This is a genomic window from Actinophytocola gossypii, from assembly GCF_025165815.1.
GTDB classification, from domain to species: domain Bacteria; phylum Actinomycetota; class Actinomycetes; order Mycobacteriales; family Pseudonocardiaceae; genus Actinophytocola; species Actinophytocola gossypii.
The window spans coordinates 103,813-123,104 of record NZ_JAFFZE010000017.1 but is presented as its reverse complement, the minus strand read 5'-3'; the positions used below and the strand labels follow the sequence as shown (position 1 = coordinate 123,104).

The window sequence follows — 19,292 nt, the reverse complement described above, 5'->3', positions numbered from 1 at the left end:
TCAGGCGAACATCTCGGCCAGCAGCTCCGGCCCGATGGGGATCGGCGCGGGCCGGTAGGCGGGTGGCGCGGTGCCGCCCAGTTCCCGCACCAGGAAGTCCCAGCAGCGCGTGCGGACGTAGGCCAGGTGGTCGATGAACGTGTGCTCGGCACCGGGCACGATCAGCAGCTCGAAGTCCTTGCCCGCGGCGACGAGCCGGTCGGCCAGTCGCAGCGTGTGCTGCGGGTGCACCTGGTCGTCCAACTCGCCGTGGACGAGCAGCAGCTTGCCCACGAGCCGGTCCGCCAGGTCCACGGTGGCCGCACGCGCCCACGCCTCGGGGTCGTCCGCGCCGTCGTAGGTCTCCACGAAGCCCGGGTTGAAGTACCGGGCGTCGTGCGAGCCGGAGAGGGCGACCGCGGCGTGGTAGGCGTCGGGGTGGTCCAGCACCGCCCGCGCCGCCGCGAACCCGCCGCCGGAGTGGCCGAACGCGGCCACCCGGTCCAGGTCGAGCCACGGCCGGGTCTCGGCCAGCTGCCGCAGCGCCGCGACGTGGTCGGCCAGGCAGCCCGCGTCGGCGAGGCGGCCGGCGTCGTGGAAGGCCTTGCTCCGGCCCGGCGTGCCCCGCCCGTCGAGCGCGATCACCGCGAAGCCCAGCGCCGCCAGGGGTTCCGCGTCCAGGCCCATCCCGCCGGGGTCGAAGGTCGGGGCGACCCGGTTGACCTGCGGGCCGGGGTAGAGGGTGTCCACCACGGGGTAACGCCGGGTGGGGTCGAACCCGTGCGGCCGGTACAGCACCCCGTAGAGGTCGGTCACCCCGTCGGCGGCCGTGACCCGGAACCGCTCCGGCGGCGACCACCCGGTCGCGGTGAGCCCGCCGATGTCGGCCCGTTCCAGCTCGACCAGCACGCGCCCGGACCAGTCGCGAACCGTGGTCACCGGCGGGGTGTCGACGGTCGACGCGGAGTCCAGGAAGTACGCCGTGCCGGGAGGCGTGGTGACGACGTGGTCCAGGTCGTCGTCGGTGACCCTGGCGAAGCCGGAGCCGTCCAGCCCGACCCGGCACACCGTGCGCCGGTACGGGTCCGCGCCGACCAGCCCGGACGCGGTGAAGTACACCACCCGCTCGGCCTCGTCGACGTGCAGGATCTGCCGCACCGCCCACTCCCCGGAGGTGACCCGCCCGAGCAGCTCGCCGGTGCGCAGGTCGTACCGGTACAGGTGGCCCCAGCCGTCCCGCTGCGAGTACCACAGCACCTCGCCGGCCAGCACCCGCACGATCGGCGGCTCGTACAGCCACTGGTTCGGCTCGACACGGGTGGGCCCGGTCTCGCTGAGCACGGTGGTGACCTCGCCGGTGGCCGGGTCCAGCCGGTGCAGGGTGAGGGTGCGCGGATCGCGGGGCTGGTCGAGGTAGTACACGGCCGAGCCGTCCGGCGCCCACCACGCCCAGCCGGCCACGATCGGCGACACGTGCGGCATGCGCAGCGGCTCCGCCTTCGCCCGGACCACGGTGCCCTCGGCGACGTCCAGCACGACCAGCTCGGCCAGCGGCAGGTGCTCGTCGCCGGGGTAGGCGTAGCGCTGGGTGTGCGTGGTGGGCGGACCGCCGTCGGCCCGCCTCGCCTCCACCAGGTGGGTCAGCCGGACGTCGCGCTCGTCGGTCCGGTGGGCCAGCACCCTGGTCGAGTCGGGCGACCAGGCCACCGCTGGCGGCAGGTGCGGCAGGCCGATCTTGCGCAGCAGGGTGGCGTTGCCCGTGCTGGCCGGGCCGGGTCCGTACGCGTGGTCGGGTCCGCCGTCGGTGGTCAGCGCCCACTCGCGGCCGTCGGCCGGCGAACCAGCCCACAGGTCGTGGCCGCGGCGGAACACCACGACGTTTCCGTCGGGTGACGGCACTGCCAGCGGGTTGCCGGGCGGCGCGGGCTCGGCCCGCTCGCAGGTGTGGCCGTCCAGGTGGCAGCGCCAGTGCTCGCCGAACGCGTCGAACTCGACGACGTTGCCGGCGGGTTGGATGGTTGGGAACGGCAGGGCTTCCGGGTCGACCGGGTGCCCGGACGCGCGGGCCAGGGCGTCGGCGAGCCGGGCGTGGTCGAAGGCCGGTTCGCGGGTGCCCGCGGCCGGATCGACCAGCACGAACCGTCTGCCGGTGCCGACCGTGTACCAGAACCTGCCGTCGCCGATCCACCTCGGCCGGACCTTGTCGCCGACGACCAGGTCGCCGGGGCTGGCGGAGCGGCGGAGGAGTCGTTCGGCGGCCTGGTAGGCGTGCGTGGTGGTCATGTCGTCGTCCTTTCCCGCTCAGTTGCCGTGGGCGGCGATGTCGCCGATGGCGGTGGTCGCGTGGATGGTCAGGTCGGTGTCACCGGTGTTCCTGAGCGTGTTGGTGATCCGGCCGAGGGTGGTGCCGGCGTCGAGGGCGGCGGACACGCCGGCGGCGGCGCCGACCGACACGTCGCCGGCCTGCGTGCGCAGCACGACCGCGCCGCGCGCGGCCTCGGCGATCCGGATGTCGCCCTTGCCGGTGCTGATCTCCGCCGGACCGGTCAGCCGGCCGACGGTGACGTCACCGGCCTGGGTGGTGAGGCGGACGCTCGCGGCCTCGTCGAGCTTGATCGAGCCGTGTACGCCGTCGAAGGCGACGTCGCCGAGCCGGCCGACGCCCCGCAGCTCGGCGCTGGCCGCCTTGGCCTCGACGCGGGAGCCGGCGGGCAGCTGGACGGTGACCTCGATGGATCCGGAGGCGCCGAGGATCTGGTTCTTCGCCGTGTTCTCGACCCGCAGGACGCCGTCGCCGTACTCGACGGTGGTGCGCGCGGCGACCTTCACGTCGCGGTTCTTCGCGGCGTCGGCCGGCCGGACCTCGACCGCGGTGTCGGCCCGGTCGGCGGCGATGAGCCGGACGTGCCCCGCGGGGATGTCGAGGACGGCGGAGATCGGGGTGGGGGTGTCGAAGGTCTGCATCGTGCTCAGCTCCCGCCCTCGTTGTTTCTAACATGAGAAACGCTACGTTGCGTTCATGAACACGGCAACACTCTTGTTGCGTCTTGTCGGCAAAACCTCAGGTAGATAGCGACAAATCGTTGCAACGGGTCTGCTTTTAATGCAACGAAGTTGCCGTCCTTCGTTGCAACAGAATGCGAACGAACGCTATGCTCACGGCGTCGGTGGAGCACGGAGGAGGTCGCGATGCCGGGAGGCAGGCTCACCCAGCGGGAACGCCAGCAGATCGCGCTGGGCCTGGCCGAGGGCCTCGCCTACGCGGAGATCGCCCGGGGTCTCGACCGCCCAACCTCGACGGTCACCCGGGAGGTGACGCGGAACGGTGGCCCCACCGCGTACCGCGCCGACCTGGCCCATCGTGCCAGCGAACACCGCGCCCAGCGGCGGCGGCGTACCGCGCCGCGCGGGCGGCAGGCGCCGCCGAGGGCCGACGGGCGCGACGACGAGGCCGTGCGCGCGTACGAGGAGACGTTCACGACGCTCCTCATGGGACAGGGCCTGCCCACGATGGCGGCCCGGGTGCTGACCTGCCTGTTCACCACCGACGCCGGCAGCCTCACCGCGGCCGAGCTCGTCCAGCGGCTTCAGGTCAGTCCGGCATCGGTGTCCAAGGCGATCGCGTTCCTCGAGAGTCAGGGCCTCGTCCGCCGGGAACGCGACGACCGCCGCCGCGAGCGCTACCTCGCCGACAACGACGTGTGGTACGAGTCGATCATCGCCAGCGCCCGGTCCCACGCCCGGCTCGCCGAGACCGCGCGACAGGGCGCCGGGGTACTGGGCCCCGGCACCCCGGCGGCCGTCCGGCTGGAGAACATCGCCCGCTTCGTCGACTTCGTCGGCGAGAGCATCACCCGCGCCGCCGAGCAGGCCCGCGAGATCCTCTACGCGGACTCCGGGCCGCGCTAGGCGAGGGCCGCGAGCGCGGTGTGGGTCAGCACGCGCACGCCGACCAGGAGCGCCCGCTCGTCCAGGTGGAAGGTCGGCTGGTGCAGGTCGGGCATCTGCCCCTCGCCGGACCAGACGCCGAGGCGGGCGAACGAGCCGGGGACGTGCTCGAGGTACCAGCCGAAGTCCTCGCCGCCGGAGGACTGCTTGGTCGTGGTCAGCGCCTGCTCACCCAGGGCCGCCTCCACACCGGCGCACAGCACGGCGGTCGTGTCCCGGCCGTTCACCACGGGCGGCACGCCGCGGCGGTGTTCCAGCTCGAAGCCGACGCCGGTCGGGGCCAGCAGCGACTCGATCAGCCCGGCCACCAGCGGTTCCAGGTCGGCCCACACCTCGTGGTCACCGGTGCGCAGGGTGCCGCGCAGCACGCCGTCCTGCGGGACCGCGTTCGGTGCCTCGCCGGCGTGCACCGCACCCCACACCAGCACCGTGCCCGAGCGGGGGTCGATGCGGCGGGACAGCAGCGCCGGCAGGCCGGTGATCACCGTGCCGAGCGCGTGCACCAGGTCGGCGGTCAGGTGCGGGCGCGAGGTGTGCCCGCCCGGCGAGGTCAGGCGCAGCTCCAACAGGTCGGTCGCCGAGGTGATGGCGCCGACCCGGGAGCCCACGCTGCCGACCTTGAGCCGCGGGTCGCAGTGCAGGCCGAAGATCGACTCGACGCCGTCCAGGCCGCCGGCGCCGATCACGTCCAGGGCACCGCCCGGCATGACCTCCTCGGCCGGCTGGAACACCAGGCGGACCCGGCCGGGCAGCTCGGGTGCCGACGCCAGTGCGAGCCCGGCGGCGACGAGCATCGCGGTGTGCGCGTCGTGGCCGCAGGCGTGCGCCGCGCCGGGCACGGTGGACGCGTAGGGCAGACCGGTGAGCTCGGTGAGCGGCAGCGCGTCCAGGTCGGCGCGGAGCGCGACACAGCGGTCACCGGAGCCGACCTCGCAGGTCAGGCCGGTGCCGGTGTCGAAGATCTTCGGGCGCAGACCGGCCCTGGACAGCAGGCCGGCCACGAGTTCGGTGGTGGCGTACTCGTTGCGCGACAGCTCGGGGTGCGCGTGGATGTGCCGGTACCAGGCGAGTACGTCGACGGCGTTGCGCGCGAGCCACTCGTCGAGCCAGTTCGGCCCTCGACCTGCTCCCATGTCCTCCACCGTCGGCATACTGACACCCTCGTCGGTAATCAGCACACCGGCCCCGTCAGCCATCACACCGTCCCGGTCCCCTGACATGCCGGACCGTGAATCGAGCACTGTCACCCGGCCAATCCTGCCCCATGGGGGGTTGAGGATCGAACGAGAAGGCCTGGGCGGCCGATTTTCGGTATACACCATGCGCCGAACGGCGAACGGTCTTCGGCCTGACCAAAGATCACAATCGGCCAGTTGTCACTTGGCCTTCGCCCGCTTCCGCCGGACGCTGCGGCCCCAGACCACGATCCCGACCAGCACCACCGACGCCACGCCCAGCACGATCTTGCGCTGCTGTTCGGACTGCTCCGCCTCGGTGTCGGCCGGCTCCAGCGATGGGCCGGCCGGCGCGGTGTCGTCCGGGTTCGCCGGTGCGGTCGACGGCGGCTGTTGCTCGAACACGACCGTGCTGGCCGCCGCCGGCAGCGCGGGAAGTGCCAGGACGAACACCGACAGGGCGACGATCACGAGCCGGGAGGCACTCCGCATGGCACTCATGTTAGTCAGCGGTCGGTGAGTTGGTGAACACCTCGAGTATCCGCCGCGCGGCGAGGGTCGGGGTCAGCTCGCCGTCGGCGACCGCGCGCTCCAGCTCGGGGGTCAGCGCGCGGACCTCGGGATGCTCGTGCAGGCGGGTGAGCAGCGTGTCCCGCACCATCGCCCAGGTCCAGTCGACCTGCTGACGCCGGCGCCTGGCAGCCAGCTCGCCCGACTCGGTCATCGTGCGGTGGTGCAGCTCGACCTGCTCCCACAGCGTATCCAGGCCGGCGCCGGTCTGCCCGCTACAGGTCAGCACCGGGGTCTTCCAGCTCGTCTCCGCGCCGCGCAGCAGCCGCAGCGCGCCGGACAGCTCGCGGGCGGCGCGGCGGGCCGGGACCTCGTGGTCGCCGTCGGCCTTGTTCACCGCGATCACGTCCGCCAGCTCCAGCACGCCCTTCTTGATGCCCTGCAGCTGGTCACCGGTGCGCGCGAGGGTCAGCAGCAGGAAGCAGTCGACCATGCCGGCCACCGCGATCTCCGACTGGCCGACGCCGACGGTCTCCACCAGCACCACGTCGTGGCCGGCCGCCTCCATCAGCACGATCGTCTCGCGGGTCGCGCGGGCGACCCCGCCCAGCGTGCCGGAGGTCGGTGACGGCCGGACGAACGCCGCCGGGTCGACCGCGAGCCGCGCCATCCGCGTCTTGTCGCCCAGGATCGAGCCGCCGGTACGGGTCGACGACGGGTCCACGGCGAGCACCGCGACCCGGTGCCCGGCCTCGGTCAGCGTCGAGCCGAGCGCGTCGATGAACGTCGACTTGCCGACCCCCGGCACGCCGGTGACGCCGACCCGGTGCGCGTTCCCCGCGTGCGGCAGCAGCTGCACGAGCAGCCGCTGGGCGAGCTCGCGGTGGTCGGCCCGGCGGGACTCTACGAGCGTGATCGCCCTGGCCAGGATCGCCCGGTCGCCGGCGAGCACGCCCGAGACGTACTGCTCGACGTCCATTCGCTCAGTCCATCCGCTCAGTGCCCGTGCAGGTCGGCGAGCGTGCGCAGCAGGCCGGTGGCGGCCTCGGCGATCACCGTGCCGGGGCCGAAGATCGCGGTCGCGCCGGACTCGCGGAGCGCGTCGTGGTCCTGCGGCGGGATCACTCCGCCGACGACGATCACGATGTCGTCCCGGCCGAGCGCGGCCAGCTCGTCGCGCAGCGCGGGCACCAGCGTGAGGTGCCCGGCGGCGAGCGAGTTGACCCCGACGACGTGCACGTCCGCCTCCACCGCCTGGCGGGCGACCTCGGCTGGGGTCTGGAACAGCGGGCCGACGTCGACGTCGAAGCCGAGGTCGGCGAACGCGGTGGCGATCACCTTCTGCCCCCGGTCGTGCCCGTCCTGGCCCATCTTGGCGACCAGGATGCGCGGTCGGCGGCCCTCGGCCTCGGCGAACGCGTCCACCACGGTCCGCGCCTCGTCCACCGCGGACGTCTTGCCGACCTCCTCGGAGTACACGCCGGAGATCGTACGGATCCGGGCCTCGTGCCGCCCCCAGACCTTGCCGAGGGCGTCGGAGATCTCGCCGACGGTGGCCTTCGCACGGGCGGCGTCGATGGCGAGGGCGAGCAGGTTCCCGGACCCGTTCGCGGCGGCCGACAGCGCGTCGAGCGCCCGCTCGACCGCGGCCGGGTCGCGTTCGGCGCGGAGCCGCCGCAGCTTCTCGAGCTGCTGCGCGCGCACCCCGGCGTTGTCCACCCGGAGCACGTCGATCTCCTCGTCGGCGTCGGCGAGGCGGTACTTGTTGACCCCGATCACCGGCTGGCGGCCGGAGTCGATGCGGGCCTGGGTGCGGGCGGCGGCCTCCTCGATGCGCAGCTTCGGGATGCCGGCGTCGATCGCGCGGGCCATCCCGCCCGCCGACTCGACCTCGCTGATGTGCCCCCACGCCCGCTCGGCGAGGTCGTGGGTGAGCCGCTCGACGAACGCGGACCCGCCCCACGGGTCGATCACCCGGGTGGTGTTGGACTCGTGCTGGAGCAGCAGCTGGGTGTTGCGGGCGATCCGCGCGGAGAAGTCGGTGGGCAGCGCGAGCGCCTCGTCGAGCGCGTTGGTGTGCAGCGACTGGGTGTGCCCCTGGGTGGCGGCCATCGCCTCCACACAGGTGCGGATGACGTTGTTGTAGACGTCCTGGGCGGTCAGCGACCAGCCGGAGGTCTGGCAGTGCGTGCGCAGGGACAGCGACTTGTCCGATGTCGGCTCGAACTGCTTCACCAGCTTCGCCCACAGCAGCCGCGCGGCGCGGAGCTTGGCGACCTCCATGAAGAAGTTCATCCCGATGGCCCAGAAGAAGGACAGGCGCGGGGCGAACGAGTCGACCGGCAGGCCGGCGTCCAGGCCGGCGCGGAGGTACTCGACGCCGTCGGCGAGGGTGTAGGCCAGTTCCAGGTCGGCGGTGGCGCCGGCCTCCTGCATGTGGTAGCCGGAGATCGAGATGGAGTTGAACTTCGGCATGTGCTCGGAGGTGTGCGCGAAGATGTCGGAGATGATCCGCATGGAGGGCTGCGGCGGGTAGATGTAGGTGTTGCGGACCATGAACTCCTTGAGGATGTCGTTCTGGATGGTCCCGGCGAGCTTGTGCTGCGGCACGCCCTGTTCCTCGGCCGCCACCACGTAGAGCGCGAGGATCGGCAGCACGGCGCCGTTCATGGTCATCGACACCGACATGGTGTCCAGCGGGATGCCGTCGAACAGCTGGCGCATGTCGAGGATGGAGTCGATCGCCACCCCGGCCATGCCGACGTCGCCGGCCACGCGCGGGTGGTCGGAGTCGTAGCCGCGGTGCGTGGCGAGGTCGAACGCGACCGAGAGGCCCTTCTGCCCGGCGGCGATGTTGCGGCGGTAGAAGGCGTTCGACTCCTGGGCGGTGGAGAACCCGGCGTACTGGCGGATGGTCCACGGCTGGTTGACGTACATCGTCGGGTACGGCCCACGCAGGTACGGCACGATGCCCGGGTACGTGCGCAGGAAGTCCAGGTCGGCCAGGTCCTCGCCGGTGTAGAGCGGCTTGACGCCGATGCCCTCCGGGGTCTCCCACGCCAACGCGTCGGGCCCCTTCCCGGTGGCCTCCTGCACGGCGGCCTGCCACGCGGCGGCGTCCGGAACGCTCGGCTCGCCCAGCTCGACGTTCGAGAAGTTCGGAATGCTCATGCCTCGGCCTCCAGCTTCGCCTCGAACGGCTCGGCGTACCGGACCCTCGGCAGGCCGCCGCTCGGCACGGGTGGGGCCTCCTGGCGGACCAGGGGCTGCTCGTCCGGGTTCGGGAACACGGTGACGCCGGTGATCGACTCCTCGCCGGCGGCGAACCGGGCGGTACGGGCCGTGCGGGTCGCCGCGAGCCGTTCGTCGACCAGGCCGTTGTCCAGGGCGGCGAGGATGCCGCCTGCCCGCTCGATCTCGGTGAACACGGCCCAGCCGGCGCGAGCCAGCTCGTCGGTGTGCCGCTCGACGTACCAGGAGCCGCCCGCCGGGTCGATCACGCCGGCCACTTTGGACTCCTCGATCAGGATCGACTGGGTGTTGCGCGCGATCCGCCTGGCGAAGGCGTCCGGCAGGCCGATGGCGGCGTCGAACGGCTGCACGGTCACCGCGTCCGCGCCGCCCGCGCCCGCGGCGAAACAGGCGACCGTGGTACGCAGCATGTTCACCCACGGGTCGCGCCTGGTCATCATCGTCGATGAGGTCACCGCGTGCTGCGGAACGGCCCGCACCCGCGCCCCGCACACCTCGGTCACCCGCGCCACCAGCCGGCGCGCGGCGCGGAACTTCGCGATCGTGGCGAACTGGTCGGCGGTGGCGGCCAGGCGGAGTTCGACCTGGGCGACGGCGGTGTCGACGTCCAGGCCGGCGTCGGTCAGCGCGCGCAGGTAGGCGACGGTGGTGGCGAGCGCGCAGCCCAGCTCCTGGCCGTCCGACGAGCCGGCCTCGTGGTACGGCAGGGCGTCGACGACGACCGCGCGGAGCTTCGGGTACCGGCCCGCCACGCGCCCGGCGAGCGCGGTGGTCGTGTCGAGGTCGGGGGCCGTGCCGGTGCGGGCGCGCAGGCCGATCGGGTCGGCGCCGAGGTTGCCGCGGACCTCGCCGGCCAGCACGCCGCGGTCGGTGTGCACGTCGAGCAGCGCGGCCGCGGCCCGGGCGAGGTCCGCGCCGGCGTCGAGGGTGACCGGGGCGAGGTCGAGGTGGACGTCGGCGAGCACGTCGCCGAGGGCGTCGACCGGGAGCCCGGCGGCGCCGACGGCCAGCCAGAGCGAGGTGGCGCCGTGCTCCAGGTCGGCGAGGATCGCGCGGCGGCTGACGTCCGGATCCGGGTGGGCGTGGCGCTGGCGGACGTCCCAGCCGTCGAGGACCCGGCCGTCGGGGGTGCCGCCGCGCACGTGCGGCGGGAGCCCGGGGTAGCCGGCGGGCGGCGCCGGGTCGTCGGCGGTGTAGAGCGGGGCGAGGTCGAAGCCGTCGTAGGTCGGGCCGGCGAGCGCGGCCTCCACGGGCTGTCCGAGGCTGTCGGCGTCCACTCCGGACTTGCGCAGCACGCCGCCGACCAGCGCGCGCCACTGGTCCCTGGTCGCTTCCGGGAACTCCGAGGCCAGTCGCATACCCGAGGATGCTACGTACCCGCCGGGTTCGCACCTGTGGTTGTGGTGAATGCCGCACAATGGTCGCCGTGTCCCAAGCCACTCCCGATCGTCTGGTCGCCGGCCGGTACCGGTTGCGGCGGCGGCTCGGACAGGGCTCGATGGGGATCGTCTGGGAGGCCTACGACGAGTTCCTGCGCCGTCCGGTGGCGGTGAAGGAGGTCCTGCTGCCGCCCGGCATTCCCGACGCGGAGGCCGACGAGCTGCGCGAGCGGACCCTGCGCGAGGCCAGGGCGATCGCCGCCCTGTCGCATTCGAACGTGATCACCCTGCACGACGTGGCGCGCGAGGGCGGCGAGCCGTTCGTGGTCACCGAGTACATGCCGGCGTACAGCGTGGCGGAGCTGACCCGCGCGCTCGGCCCGCTGCCGGTGCCGATGGCGGCCGCGATCGGCGACGCGGTGGCCGCCGGGCTCGCCGCCGCGCACCAGGAGGGCATCACGCACCGGGACGTGAAGCCGGGGAACGTGCTGGTCGGCGGCGACGGGCGGGTGAAGCTGACCGACTTCGGCATCGCGCGGAACGTGTCGGAGAAGACGATCACGCGGACCGGGATCATGCTCGGCTCGCCGTGCTACATCGCGCCGGAGGTGGCGGCCGGGCGGGAGGTGACACCCGCGGCGGACCTGTGGGGCCTCGGCGCGACGCTGTTCGCGGTGGTCGAGGGCAACCCGCCGTACGACGCGAGCGGGGCGGTGCTGGCGACGATCAACCAGGTCGTGCACGGCGAGGTACCGCGTCCGTCGGACGGGCCGTTGGCCGAGGTCATCACGGGCCTGATGGTCAAGGAGCCGGCGGACCGGCTGACGCTCACCGAGGTACGCAATCGTTTGCACCCCCTGCTGCCGCCCCCGTCGACACCGCTGCTGTCGGCCGAGATCCTGCGCCGCCTGGACGGCTCCGACGGCGACGACAGCCCAACCGGGGTCAACGAGCCGGTCGACGCGTCGCAGCCGTCGGCACCACTCGCGGCCGAGCCGGACCCGGCGTCCTCGCCACCGTTCGCTCCCGAGCGCACGGCCGTGCCGGAACCGGCACCTTCGGCACCTTCGGAGTCGTCGGCCCCGGAGCTGGCGGCCGCGCCGGGCCCGCTGCCGTTCACTCCGCCGCGTCCGCGCCGGACGGCCGGGCGGCGGGGCGCGCTGGCGTCGGCGGCGCTCGCGCTGGTGGCGGTGCTCCTGTTCGCCGGCGCGGCGAGCGGCGGGTTCGCACTCGCGCGGGTGGTGGGCGGTGAGCCGGTGCTGCCGCCGGACCGCACCCGCGCGTCGACATCCGTGCCGGCCCCGGAGCCATCGGCCGAGGCGGAGCTGGTCGACTGGACGGGCGACGCGGCCACGGTCAACGGCGCGCAGGGCGGCAGCTACGTGGTGCGCGCGCCGGCGGACTGGTCCCGGTTCGTCGAGGAACGCGACGTCGACGGGCTGACCAGCACGCGGGTGTACCTGGTCTCCCCGAACGGCACCAGGACCCTGACGATCGAGCGGTTCGCCGGGTTCTACCCCGACCAGGACATCGAGGAGTACGTGGACGACCTCGCCGACCGGGAGAACGTCGCGTACGAGCCGGTCAACCGCATCGAGACGCGGAACATCGGCGAGGGCCCCGAGCAGGCGCAGCAGCTCACGTACCGCACCCGCGTGGACGCCGAGGACCTCGCCCCGGACGTCCCGTCCGCCGGCAACCTCAACCGCGTCACGTTCGCGAACCTCTACCCGCTCCGCGACGATCTCTGGGTGGTCAGCGTGACCGTCCCCGTCGACCAGGAGGACACCGGACGCCGCGAACTGTTCGAGCGCCTGATCCCCACCTTCCAGGTCACCGGCTGACCCGCGAGTCCCACGTTCCCGGCGCGGCTACGCTCGCGGCGTGACTGAGACCGTGAACGATCAGCTGGACCCGCAGGCACTGGCGGAGGAGGCCGCGAGGACGCTGCTGACCCGCACCGGCGAGGAGGCCCACGACGTGGCCGTCGTCCTCGGCTCCGGGTGGCGCCCGGCGGCCGACGAACTGGGCGCGGCGGACGTCGAGGTGCCGATGGCCGAGCTGCCCGGCTTCGCCGCGCCGACCGCCGCCGGCCACGGCGGAACGGTCCGGTCACTGCGGATCGGGGGCCGGCGGGTGCTGGTCCTGCTCGGCCGCACGCACGGGTACGAGGGCCGAGGCGTCGCGTCGGTGGTGCACGGCGTGCGCACGGTGGCCGCGGCCGGCTGCCGGACGGTCGTCCTGACGAACGCCGCCGGGTGTCTGCGCGACGGCATCCCGGTCGGCTCGCCGGTGCTGATCAGCGACCACCTGAACCTGACGGCGACGTCACCGCTGGTCGGCGCCCGTTTCGTCGACCTGACCGACCTGTACTCGCCCCGCCTGCGCGCCCTGGCCAGGGAGATCGACCCGTCGCTGGTCGAGGGCGTGTACGCGGGCCTGCCCGGCCCGCACTTCGAGACCCCGGCGGAGATCCGCATGCTGCGCACGATGGGCGCGGACCTGGTCGGCATGTCGACGGTGCTGGAGGCGATCGCGGCGCGCGCGGCGGGCGCGGAGGTCTTCGGCCTGTCGCTGGTGACCAACCTCGCCGCCGGCGTCACCGGCGAACCGCTGAACCACGAGGAGGTCCTGGAGGCGGGCCGCGCCGCCGCCAACCGCATGGGCCGGCTGCTGCACGCGCTGGTGGAGCGCGCATGAGCGGAGCGACGGAGCGTCCGCCGGCTGGACTGACGAGCAGCGCAGGAGGGAAACCGGCGGGTAGCGGAGGAGCGCAGCGAACCGTGAACACAGCGAGCCTCGCCGCCGAACTGCGGGACCGGGCGTTCCGGTGGATGGCGGACGACCCGGATCCGGACACGAAGGCCGAGCTGCAGCGGGTGGTGGCCCAGGCGATGGGCGGCGTCCCCGGTGCGGTGGACGAAGTCACCGATCGGATGAACGGGACGCTCACGTTCGGTACCGCCGGGCTCCGCGGACCGGTGCGGGCCGGGTCGAACGGGATGAACCGGGCCGTCGTCGTCCGGGCCACCGCCGGAGTGGCGGCGTGGCTGCGGCACCTGGGCCACGCCGGCGGCACGGTCGTCGTCGGCCGGGACGCGCGGCACGGGTCGGCCGGGTTCGCCGCCGCCGCGGCCGAGGTGCTGGTCGCGGCCGGGTTCACCGTACGGACGCTGCCGGACCCGCTGCCGACGCCGGTGACCGCGTTCCTGGTGCGCGCGCTCGGCGCGGTCGCCGGGATCCAGGTCACCGCGTCGCACAATCCACCGGCGGACAACGGGTACAAGGTCTACACCGGCGACGGCGCGCAGATCGCGCCTCCGGACGACCGGCTCATCGAGGCCGGCATCCGGGACGCGCCGCCGGCCAGGATGGTGCCCACCGCGCCAGGTGCCGTGCCGGTGACCGACCTGTCGGGATACCTCGACCGGGTGGCCACTCTCCCCCGAGGCACGGCGCGTGACCTCCGGGTGGTGCTCACCCCGATGCACGGCGTCGGTGGCGCGACCGCGCTGGACGCCCTGGGCGCGGCCGGGTTCACCGACGTCTCGCTGGTGCCGGAACAGGCCGAGCCGGACCCGGACTTCCCGACCGTCACGTTCCCGAACCCCGAGGAACCCGGTGCGTCCGACCTGCTGCTGGCCGCCGCCGAGTCGGCAGGCGCCGACCTCGCGATCGCGCTCGACCCGGACGCCGACCGCTGCGCGCTGGGCGTCCGCTTCCCCGACGGCTGGCGGATGCTGCGTGGCGACGAGACCGGTGTGCTCCTCGGCGCGCACGTGCTGTCCACTCTGGATACTGTGGAGCATCCAGATCCGTTGGTGGCCACCACGATCGTGTCGTCGTCGATGCTCGGCCTGGTCGCGGCAGCGCACGGCGCCCGGCACGCCGAGACGCTGACCGGCTTCAAGTGGCTGGCCCGCGCCGGCGACGGGCTGGTGTTCGCCTACGAGGAGGCACTCGGCCTCTGCGTCGACCCGGACTTCGTGCGGGACAAGGACGGCATCTCCGCCGCCGTGCTCGCCTGCGACCTGGCGGCGACGCTGAAGGCCGCCGGCCGCACACTCCCGGACGCCCTCGACGACCTCGCCCGCACCCACGGCGTGCACCTGACCGACCAGGTCTCGCTGCGCTTCGCCGACGCGTCGCTGGCCGCCCCGGTCGTCGCCGCCCTCCGCGCCTCGCCGCCGGCCACCCTGGGCGGCGCGGCGGTGGACCGGGACGACCCGGCCCCCGACATCCTCCGCCTGCGCGGCGACGGCCTGCGGGTGATCGTCCGCCCCTCCGGCACCGAGCCGAAGGTCAAGGCGTACCTGGAGATCGTCGAGCCCCCGACCGACGACCTCGCGACGGCCCGCGCCAGGGCCACCGAGCGCATGACCGCCCTGCGCACCGAGATCACCGCGCTGCTGGAGGCGTGATGCCGACGCTGCTGATCGTGCACCACACCCCGTCACCGAACACGCAGGCGATGTTCGAGGCCGTGGTGGCCGGGGCGACGACCGACGAGATCGATGGCGTCGACGTGGTGCGGCGGCCCGCGCTGTCGGCGTCGGTGTCCGACGCGCTCGCCGCCGACGCCTACGTCCTCGGCACGCCGGCGAACCTCGGCATGATGTCCGGCGCGCTCAAGGTGTTCTTCGACCTGGCGTACTACCCGTGCCTGGACGCCACCCGCGGCCGGCCGTTCGGCCTGTACGTGCACGGCAACAACGACACCACCGGCGCGATCCGCGGCATCGAGTCGATCACCACCGGCCTTGGCTGGCGGAAGGCGACCGAGCACGTGACCGCCACCGGCGAGCCGTCCACACAGGACCTCCAGGCCTGCTGGGAGCTGGGCGCGACGGTCGCCGCCGGCCTGGTCAGCTGACCCGAAGCTACCGATGATCTTCGCCAGGTGCTCCTCCGGGACGGCGTTCGGTACGTTCTGGGACGCCCGGACCTCGAGGATGTAGCACCCGTTGTCGCCGGGGTACTTGATCGCGACGAGGTAGACGGCGGTGACCTCCGGGGGGCACGGGCCCGCCGGCTCCGCGGTGGTCCGCGCGCCCTGGCGCATGATCGTGTCCGGCGTGCCGGTCTGGTCGCCGAGGTCGATCCGTGGGTTCCGGCCGTCGAACTGGCTGAGCACGCGCTGGTAGTGCATCGCCAGCGCCGACCGCGTGTCGTTGGCCGTCGACCCGGCCGGGAAGACGACGCCCGGCCCGTCACCTCGGTTCCGCACGCGGACGACAGCACCACGGCCGCGACCACCGCGGCCACCACACACCGGTTCCTCATGGCCGATGCGCATGCGGGTGGCCGCCGTCATGGCATCGTCACGCCGTCCGCTCCGCCAGCAGGTCGGGAACCTTGGCGCTGAGGTCGCGCTCGCACTGCTCGTAGTTGGCGATCTTGTGGTTCAGCACGTCCAGGCAGGCGTTCAGCTCGGCGATCCGGTCGAGCACCTCGGCACGCTGCTCGACGAGGATCTGCTTGCGGCGCCCGGCACTGGCCATGCCCTGGTGGCGCAGCTTGGCGTACTCGCGCATCATCCGGATCGGCATGCCGGTGGTGCGGAGTTTGGTCAGGAACCCCAGCCAGGCGAGGTCCTCGTCGGAGTAGGCGCGCCGGCCGCCGGAGTCGCGGGCGGGTGGGTCGATCAGCTTGATGCGTTCGTAGTAGCGGAGGGTGTCGATCGACAGCCCGCTGCGGTGGGCCGCCTCGGCGATCGCGTAGGTCACGTTTCGACGGTAGAAGCTGGAGCGCACTCCAGGTCAAGTCGACTCAGAGATCGCTCTCCTTCGGCTTGGCCCACGCCTCCAGGCGCGCGGCCATCTCCGGCACGCCGACGGTGCCCCGGCCGACCTCGCGGACCAGGTCGAGCGCCTCGTCCTCGTCGGCGTCGACCCACCAGCCGTTCATGTCGCACAGTGCGACCGCCGCGACCCAGCCGAGCCGCCAGTTGCCCTCGGCGAGCGGGCGGGTGCAGACGATCGAGTCGAGCAGCGCGGCGGCCTTGAGCCACAGCGTGTCGTAGGCCTGCACGCCGAGCACGGTGGCCCGCGGGCGATGCGCGGCCGCGTCGAGCAGGCCGAGGTCGCGCACCACGAGGTCGCCACCGGTGACGGCAGCGGCCAGCACGAGCAGGTCGCTGGCGTCCAGGTACATGATCACTTGGCGATCATGCCACTACGCACCGACAGATTTACGCGGTTCCGATGCGTTCGAGTAAGCCCTGGTACCGCGGCAGTACGCGGCTGAGCACCTCGGCCAACTGTTGTTCCTTCTGCAACCGGGCCCAGCGGTCGGCCAGTGCCAGCCGCATGATCTCCTGCTTGGACCGGCCTTCCGCGGCGGCCAGTTCGTCGAGGTGGAGATTCTCCTCGTCCGAGAGCCGCAGAGTCATCGCCATGCACTCCACGGTACCATCGTGATACCAACCCGGACGAGCCTCAGACGGCGCCGTACTGCCGGTCCCCAGCGTCACCCAAGCCGGGCACGATGAAGCCGGAGTCGTTGAGCCGCTCGTCGACACTCGCCGTGACGAGCCGGACGGGGAGTCCGGCTTCGGCCAGGTGCTTGATCCCCTCCGGCGCCGCCAGCGCGCACACGGCGGTCACGTCGGTCGCGCCCCGGTCGGTGAGCAGCCGGATCGTGTACTCCATCGAGCCGCCGGTGGCGAGCATCGGATCGAGCACGAACACCGGCCGCCCGGCGAGCGAGGCGGGCAGCGACTCCATGTACGGGGTCGGCTCGAGGGTCTCCTCGTTGCGCGCGAGCCCGACGAAGCCCATCTGCGCGTCCGGAATGAGCCGGTGCGCCTGGTCGGCCATGCCGAGCCCGGCCCGCAGGACCGGGACCAGTAGTGGCGGATTGGCCAGCCAGTACCCGTCGGTGCGGGCGACCGGCGTGTGGATCCGCTCGGTGCGGACCTCGGCGTCCCGCATGGCCTCGTACACGAGCATGACGGTCAGCTCGTGCAGCGCCGCCCGGAAGGTGGCGTTGTCCGTGCGGGCGTCCCGCATGACGGTCAGCCGAGCCTTGGCCAGCGGATGATCGACGGTACGCACGTCCATGACCGGACACGGTAGCCGGAGCCGCTACCGGATCAGCCGCACGGGCACGTCAGGACCGAGCACCTCGACAACTCACCGGCCGCCTCGGCTCGCCGCTCCGCGAGATCCTGGCGCGCGGCGGCGATCGCCTCGTCCTGGATGCGGGCGAGCAGCTGCTTGGTTCATCGAGCATGGCGGCAAGTAGGTGCGAGCCGTCAGACCTTGACGACGGCCACGGCGCCGCCGCAGAGCGCGGCCAGGTCGTCCGGGTCGGCGGTCAGGATCGTGGTCGGACCTGGGAGCGACATCGCCGTGGCCGCGAGCATGGCGTCGATCGCGTGCCTGTGACCGTGCAGGCCGGCCCGCTCCAGCAGCGTTCCCGCGTGCCTCGCGATGTCCCGGGTGACGGCCTCCACGGTCACCCGGGACATCACCCAGTCGAACCCCGGGCGGTCGATCCTGGGATGGACCACCTCGACAAGCGTCGCCGCACTGGTGATCACCCGTTCGTCCTCGGCGCGGGCGACGGCCAGCCAGCCGGTCAGCTCGCGGTCGCGCAGTACGGCCTTCGCCAAGCCCTCGCAGTCGAGCACGAGGGTCACGCGACGTCCATTCGCCGTCGTGCCGCCAGGAGCCGCCGCTTCTCCTCGATCTCCGCCTCGGTGAGCGGACCGTGCTCGGCCTCCGCCGCGGCGATCAGCTCGTCGAGGTTGTCCCGCTCGATCTGCCGCCGCACGGCCGCCTCGACATATGCGGAGACGCCGCGCCGGCCGGCCCGTCCGCGCACCGCGCCGATCGTGCCGCTGTGCAGGGAAACGGACACCGTCGTCGTCGGGCCCTCACCGGGAAGCTCGGCATCCACACCCCGAGTCTAACAAACCTTCTAACAATTCCCGCCGGCGTCAACCGAGAGGCCGACACCTGGGCCTTTTCCGTCACGCTAATCTCACAGCGTGAGTGACCTGCCTGCCGTGCCGGACCCGCGGGACATGCGGGTGTCCAACAATGATCGCGAACGCGTGGCCCAGATCCTGCACAACGCGATGGCCGAGGGCCGCCTCACCGTCTCCGAGCTGGAGGAACGTCTCGACAAGGTCTACGCCGCGAAGACGTTCGGCGACCTCGAACCGGTGACCCGCGACCTGCCGGTCAACCGTCAGGCGCCCGCGTTGCAGATGCCCCAGGCCGCGCCCGCGCCGGTGAACCGGGTAGGCGGCCGGGGCACGTCGTCGAACGCGATCGCGATCATGTCCGGCACCGAACGCAAAGGGATGTGGACGATCCCGCCCACCTTCACCTCGGTGGCGATGATGGGCGGGGTCGAGATCGACCTGACCGACGCCCGGTTCGAGGACGCCGAGACCACGATCCAGGCGTTCGCGGTCATGGGCGCGGTCGAGATCTACGTCCCGGACGACATCACCGTCCAGGTGAACGGCACCGGCTTCATGGGCGCGTTCGACAACCGCGTGCAGGACCAGGGCCAGCCGCACCCCGGCGCGCCGCTGGTCCGGATCACCGGCTTCGCCTTCTGGGGCGCGGTCGAGATCAAGCGCCGCAAGAAGAGGAAGAAGGACCGGGCCAAGGAGATCGAGGAGTAGGTCAGCGCGCGGTCCGACGCAGCTTCCCGCGCAGGGCCCGCCGCGCGACCGGCCCGAGATCGTCCACCACCTCGACCAGCACGGCCAGCCGGTCCAGCGCGTCCTGGGCCGCGTCCGCGCCCTCCGGGTCGACACCTTCGTACAACTCGAGCCCGACGAACCCTGCACTCACCGCGCGGGCGAGACCGGCCGTGTCGATCACCTCGGCCACCGGCGAGTCGGCCAGCAGCCTGGTCAGCGCACGTTCGATCGGATCGATCCACAGCCGGAGCGCGGCCGAGGACGCCTCGGCGAACGTGGTTGAGCGGACGCCCAAGAGGTTCCACTCGCGCTGTGGACAACCCGGTCTGTTGTGGATAACTCCGGTTCAGCGCCCGGTACGAGCACCCCCGCGTCCTAGACTCGGGC

At 72.8% G+C, this 19,292-nt stretch carries 21 protein-coding genes; 7 read left to right on the top strand and 14 right to left on the bottom strand.

Going from position 1 to position 19,292, the window contains the following annotated elements; translation table 11 throughout:
• On the bottom strand, nt 1-2,262 hold the full coding sequence (locus tag JT362_RS24130; RefSeq protein ID WP_260193966.1) for a S9 family peptidase: 2,262 nt from the start codon (nt 2,260-2,262) through the stop codon (nt 1-3).
• Nucleotides 2,263-2,280: 18 nt separating this feature from the next.
• Nucleotides 2,281-2,943 (bottom strand): DUF4097 family beta strand repeat-containing protein, encoded by a 663-nt coding sequence (locus JT362_RS24125; protein ID WP_260193965.1) that lies wholly within the window; start codon nt 2,941-2,943, stop codon nt 2,281-2,283.
• Nucleotides 2,944-3,168: 225 nt separating this feature from the next.
• On the opposite strand from JT362_RS24125, the gene JT362_RS24120 reads away from it, so the two are divergent.
• Nucleotides 3,169-3,888, top strand: a complete 720-nt coding sequence (locus tag JT362_RS24120) for a helix-turn-helix domain-containing protein (RefSeq protein ID WP_260193963.1) — start codon at nt 3,169-3,171, stop codon at nt 3,886-3,888.
• Here JT362_RS24120 and JT362_RS24115 read toward each other — a convergent pair.
• From JT362_RS24115 to JT362_RS24095, 5 genes are all read right to left on the bottom strand, one after another.
• Nucleotides 3,885-5,174 (bottom strand): amidohydrolase, encoded by a 1,290-nt coding sequence (locus tag JT362_RS24115; protein WP_260193961.1) that lies wholly within the window; start codon nt 5,172-5,174, stop codon nt 3,885-3,887. The two genes, JT362_RS24120 and JT362_RS24115, sit on opposite strands and share 4 nt — an antisense overlap.
• A gap of 129 nt (nt 5,175-5,303) precedes the next feature.
• Nucleotides 5,304-5,594: a hypothetical protein gene (locus JT362_RS24110; protein ID WP_260193960.1), complete on the bottom strand. Its 291-nt coding sequence runs from the start codon at nt 5,592-5,594 to the stop codon at nt 5,304-5,306.
• A 10-nt stretch (nt 5,595-5,604) separates the two neighbouring features.
• Nucleotides 5,605-6,591 (bottom strand): methylmalonyl Co-A mutase-associated GTPase MeaB, encoded by a 987-nt coding sequence (gene meaB, locus JT362_RS24105; RefSeq protein ID WP_260193959.1) that lies wholly within the window; start codon nt 6,589-6,591, stop codon nt 5,605-5,607.
• Between the two features lie 17 nt (nt 6,592-6,608).
• Nucleotides 6,609-8,783 (bottom strand): methylmalonyl-CoA mutase, encoded by a 2,175-nt coding sequence (gene scpA / locus JT362_RS24100; protein WP_260193958.1) that lies wholly within the window; start codon nt 8,781-8,783, stop codon nt 6,609-6,611.
• Nucleotides 8,780-10,222, bottom strand: coding sequence for a methylmalonyl-CoA mutase subunit beta (locus JT362_RS24095; RefSeq protein WP_311202746.1), 1,443 nt, complete (start codon nt 10,220-10,222; stop codon nt 8,780-8,782). The genes scpA and JT362_RS24095 overlap by 4 nt, the downstream gene beginning before the upstream one ends.
• 59 nt (nt 10,223-10,281) lie before the next feature.
• Between JT362_RS24095 and JT362_RS24090 the strand changes: the two genes are divergently transcribed.
• The 5 genes from JT362_RS24090 to JT362_RS24070 all read left to right on the top strand — a co-directional run bounded on the left by JT362_RS24090 (nt 10,282) and on the right by JT362_RS24070 (nt 15,387).
• A complete protein-coding gene (locus JT362_RS24090) occupies nt 10,282-12,087 on the top strand; it encodes a serine/threonine protein kinase (protein ID WP_260193957.1) in 1,806 nt (601 codons plus the stop codon).
• A gap of 79 nt (nt 12,088-12,166) precedes the next feature.
• Complete coding sequence (locus JT362_RS24085) at nt 12,167-12,943, top strand: purine-nucleoside phosphorylase (RefSeq protein WP_260194144.1); 777 nt, start codon at nt 12,167-12,169, stop codon at nt 12,941-12,943.
• A gap of 134 nt (nt 12,944-13,077) precedes the next feature.
• Nucleotides 13,078-14,664, top strand: a complete 1,587-nt coding sequence (locus JT362_RS24080) for a phospho-sugar mutase (RefSeq protein ID WP_260194143.1) — start codon at nt 13,078-13,080, stop codon at nt 14,662-14,664.
• Entirely contained in the window at nt 14,664-15,116 is a 453-nt protein-coding gene (locus JT362_RS24075; RefSeq protein ID WP_260193956.1) for a flavodoxin family protein, read from the top strand. The genes JT362_RS24080 and JT362_RS24075 overlap by 1 nt, the downstream gene beginning before the upstream one ends.
• Nucleotides 15,117-15,246: 130 nt before the next feature.
• Nucleotides 15,247-15,387 carry a hypothetical protein gene (locus tag JT362_RS24070; RefSeq protein WP_260193954.1) on the top strand — a complete coding sequence of 47 codons (141 nt, stop codon included), beginning with the start codon at nt 15,247-15,249 and terminating at the stop codon, nt 15,385-15,387.
• A gap of 177 nt (nt 15,388-15,564) precedes the next feature.
• Here JT362_RS24070 and JT362_RS24065 read toward each other — a convergent pair whose 3' ends face one another.
• The 6 genes from JT362_RS24065 to JT362_RS24040 all read right to left on the bottom strand — a co-directional run bounded on the left by JT362_RS24065 (nt 15,565) and on the right by JT362_RS24040 (nt 18,145).
• Nucleotides 15,565-15,969, bottom strand: coding sequence for a MerR family transcriptional regulator (locus tag JT362_RS24065; RefSeq protein ID WP_260193953.1), 405 nt, complete (start codon nt 15,967-15,969; stop codon nt 15,565-15,567).
• Nucleotides 15,970-16,012: 43 nt separating this feature from the next.
• Entirely contained in the window at nt 16,013-16,402 is a 390-nt protein-coding gene (locus JT362_RS24060; RefSeq protein ID WP_260193952.1) for a type II toxin-antitoxin system death-on-curing family toxin, read from the bottom strand.
• A 31-nt stretch (nt 16,403-16,433) separates the two neighbouring features.
• Nucleotides 16,434-16,640 carry a ribbon-helix-helix protein, CopG family gene (locus tag JT362_RS24055; RefSeq protein WP_260193951.1) on the bottom strand — a complete coding sequence of 69 codons (207 nt, stop codon included), beginning with the start codon at nt 16,638-16,640 and terminating at the stop codon, nt 16,434-16,436.
• Between the two features lie 40 nt (nt 16,641-16,680).
• A complete protein-coding gene (upp, locus tag JT362_RS24050; RefSeq protein ID WP_260193950.1) occupies nt 16,681-17,304 on the bottom strand; it encodes a uracil phosphoribosyltransferase in 624 nt (207 codons plus the stop codon).
• A gap of 194 nt (nt 17,305-17,498) precedes the next feature.
• Nucleotides 17,499-17,885 (bottom strand): PIN domain-containing protein, encoded by a 387-nt coding sequence (locus JT362_RS24045; RefSeq protein ID WP_260193949.1) that lies wholly within the window; start codon nt 17,883-17,885, stop codon nt 17,499-17,501.
• Nucleotides 17,882-18,145, bottom strand: a complete 264-nt coding sequence (locus JT362_RS24040) for a hypothetical protein (RefSeq protein WP_260193948.1) — start codon at nt 18,143-18,145, stop codon at nt 17,882-17,884. The genes JT362_RS24045 and JT362_RS24040 overlap by 4 nt, the downstream gene beginning before the upstream one ends.
• Before the next feature lie 91 nt (nt 18,146-18,236).
• Here JT362_RS24040 and JT362_RS24035 point away from each other — a divergent pair, with 91 nt between their 5' ends.
• Nucleotides 18,237-18,884, top strand: a complete 648-nt coding sequence (locus JT362_RS24035) for a DUF1707 SHOCT-like domain-containing protein (protein WP_260193947.1) — start codon at nt 18,237-18,239, stop codon at nt 18,882-18,884.
• A 1-nt stretch (nt 18,885) separates the two neighbouring features.
• Here JT362_RS24035 and JT362_RS24030 read toward each other — a convergent pair whose 3' ends face one another.
• Nucleotides 18,886-19,200 (bottom strand): hypothetical protein, encoded by a 315-nt coding sequence (locus tag JT362_RS24030; protein WP_260193946.1) that lies wholly within the window; start codon nt 19,198-19,200, stop codon nt 18,886-18,888.
• Nucleotides 19,201-19,292 lie beyond the last annotated feature (92 nt).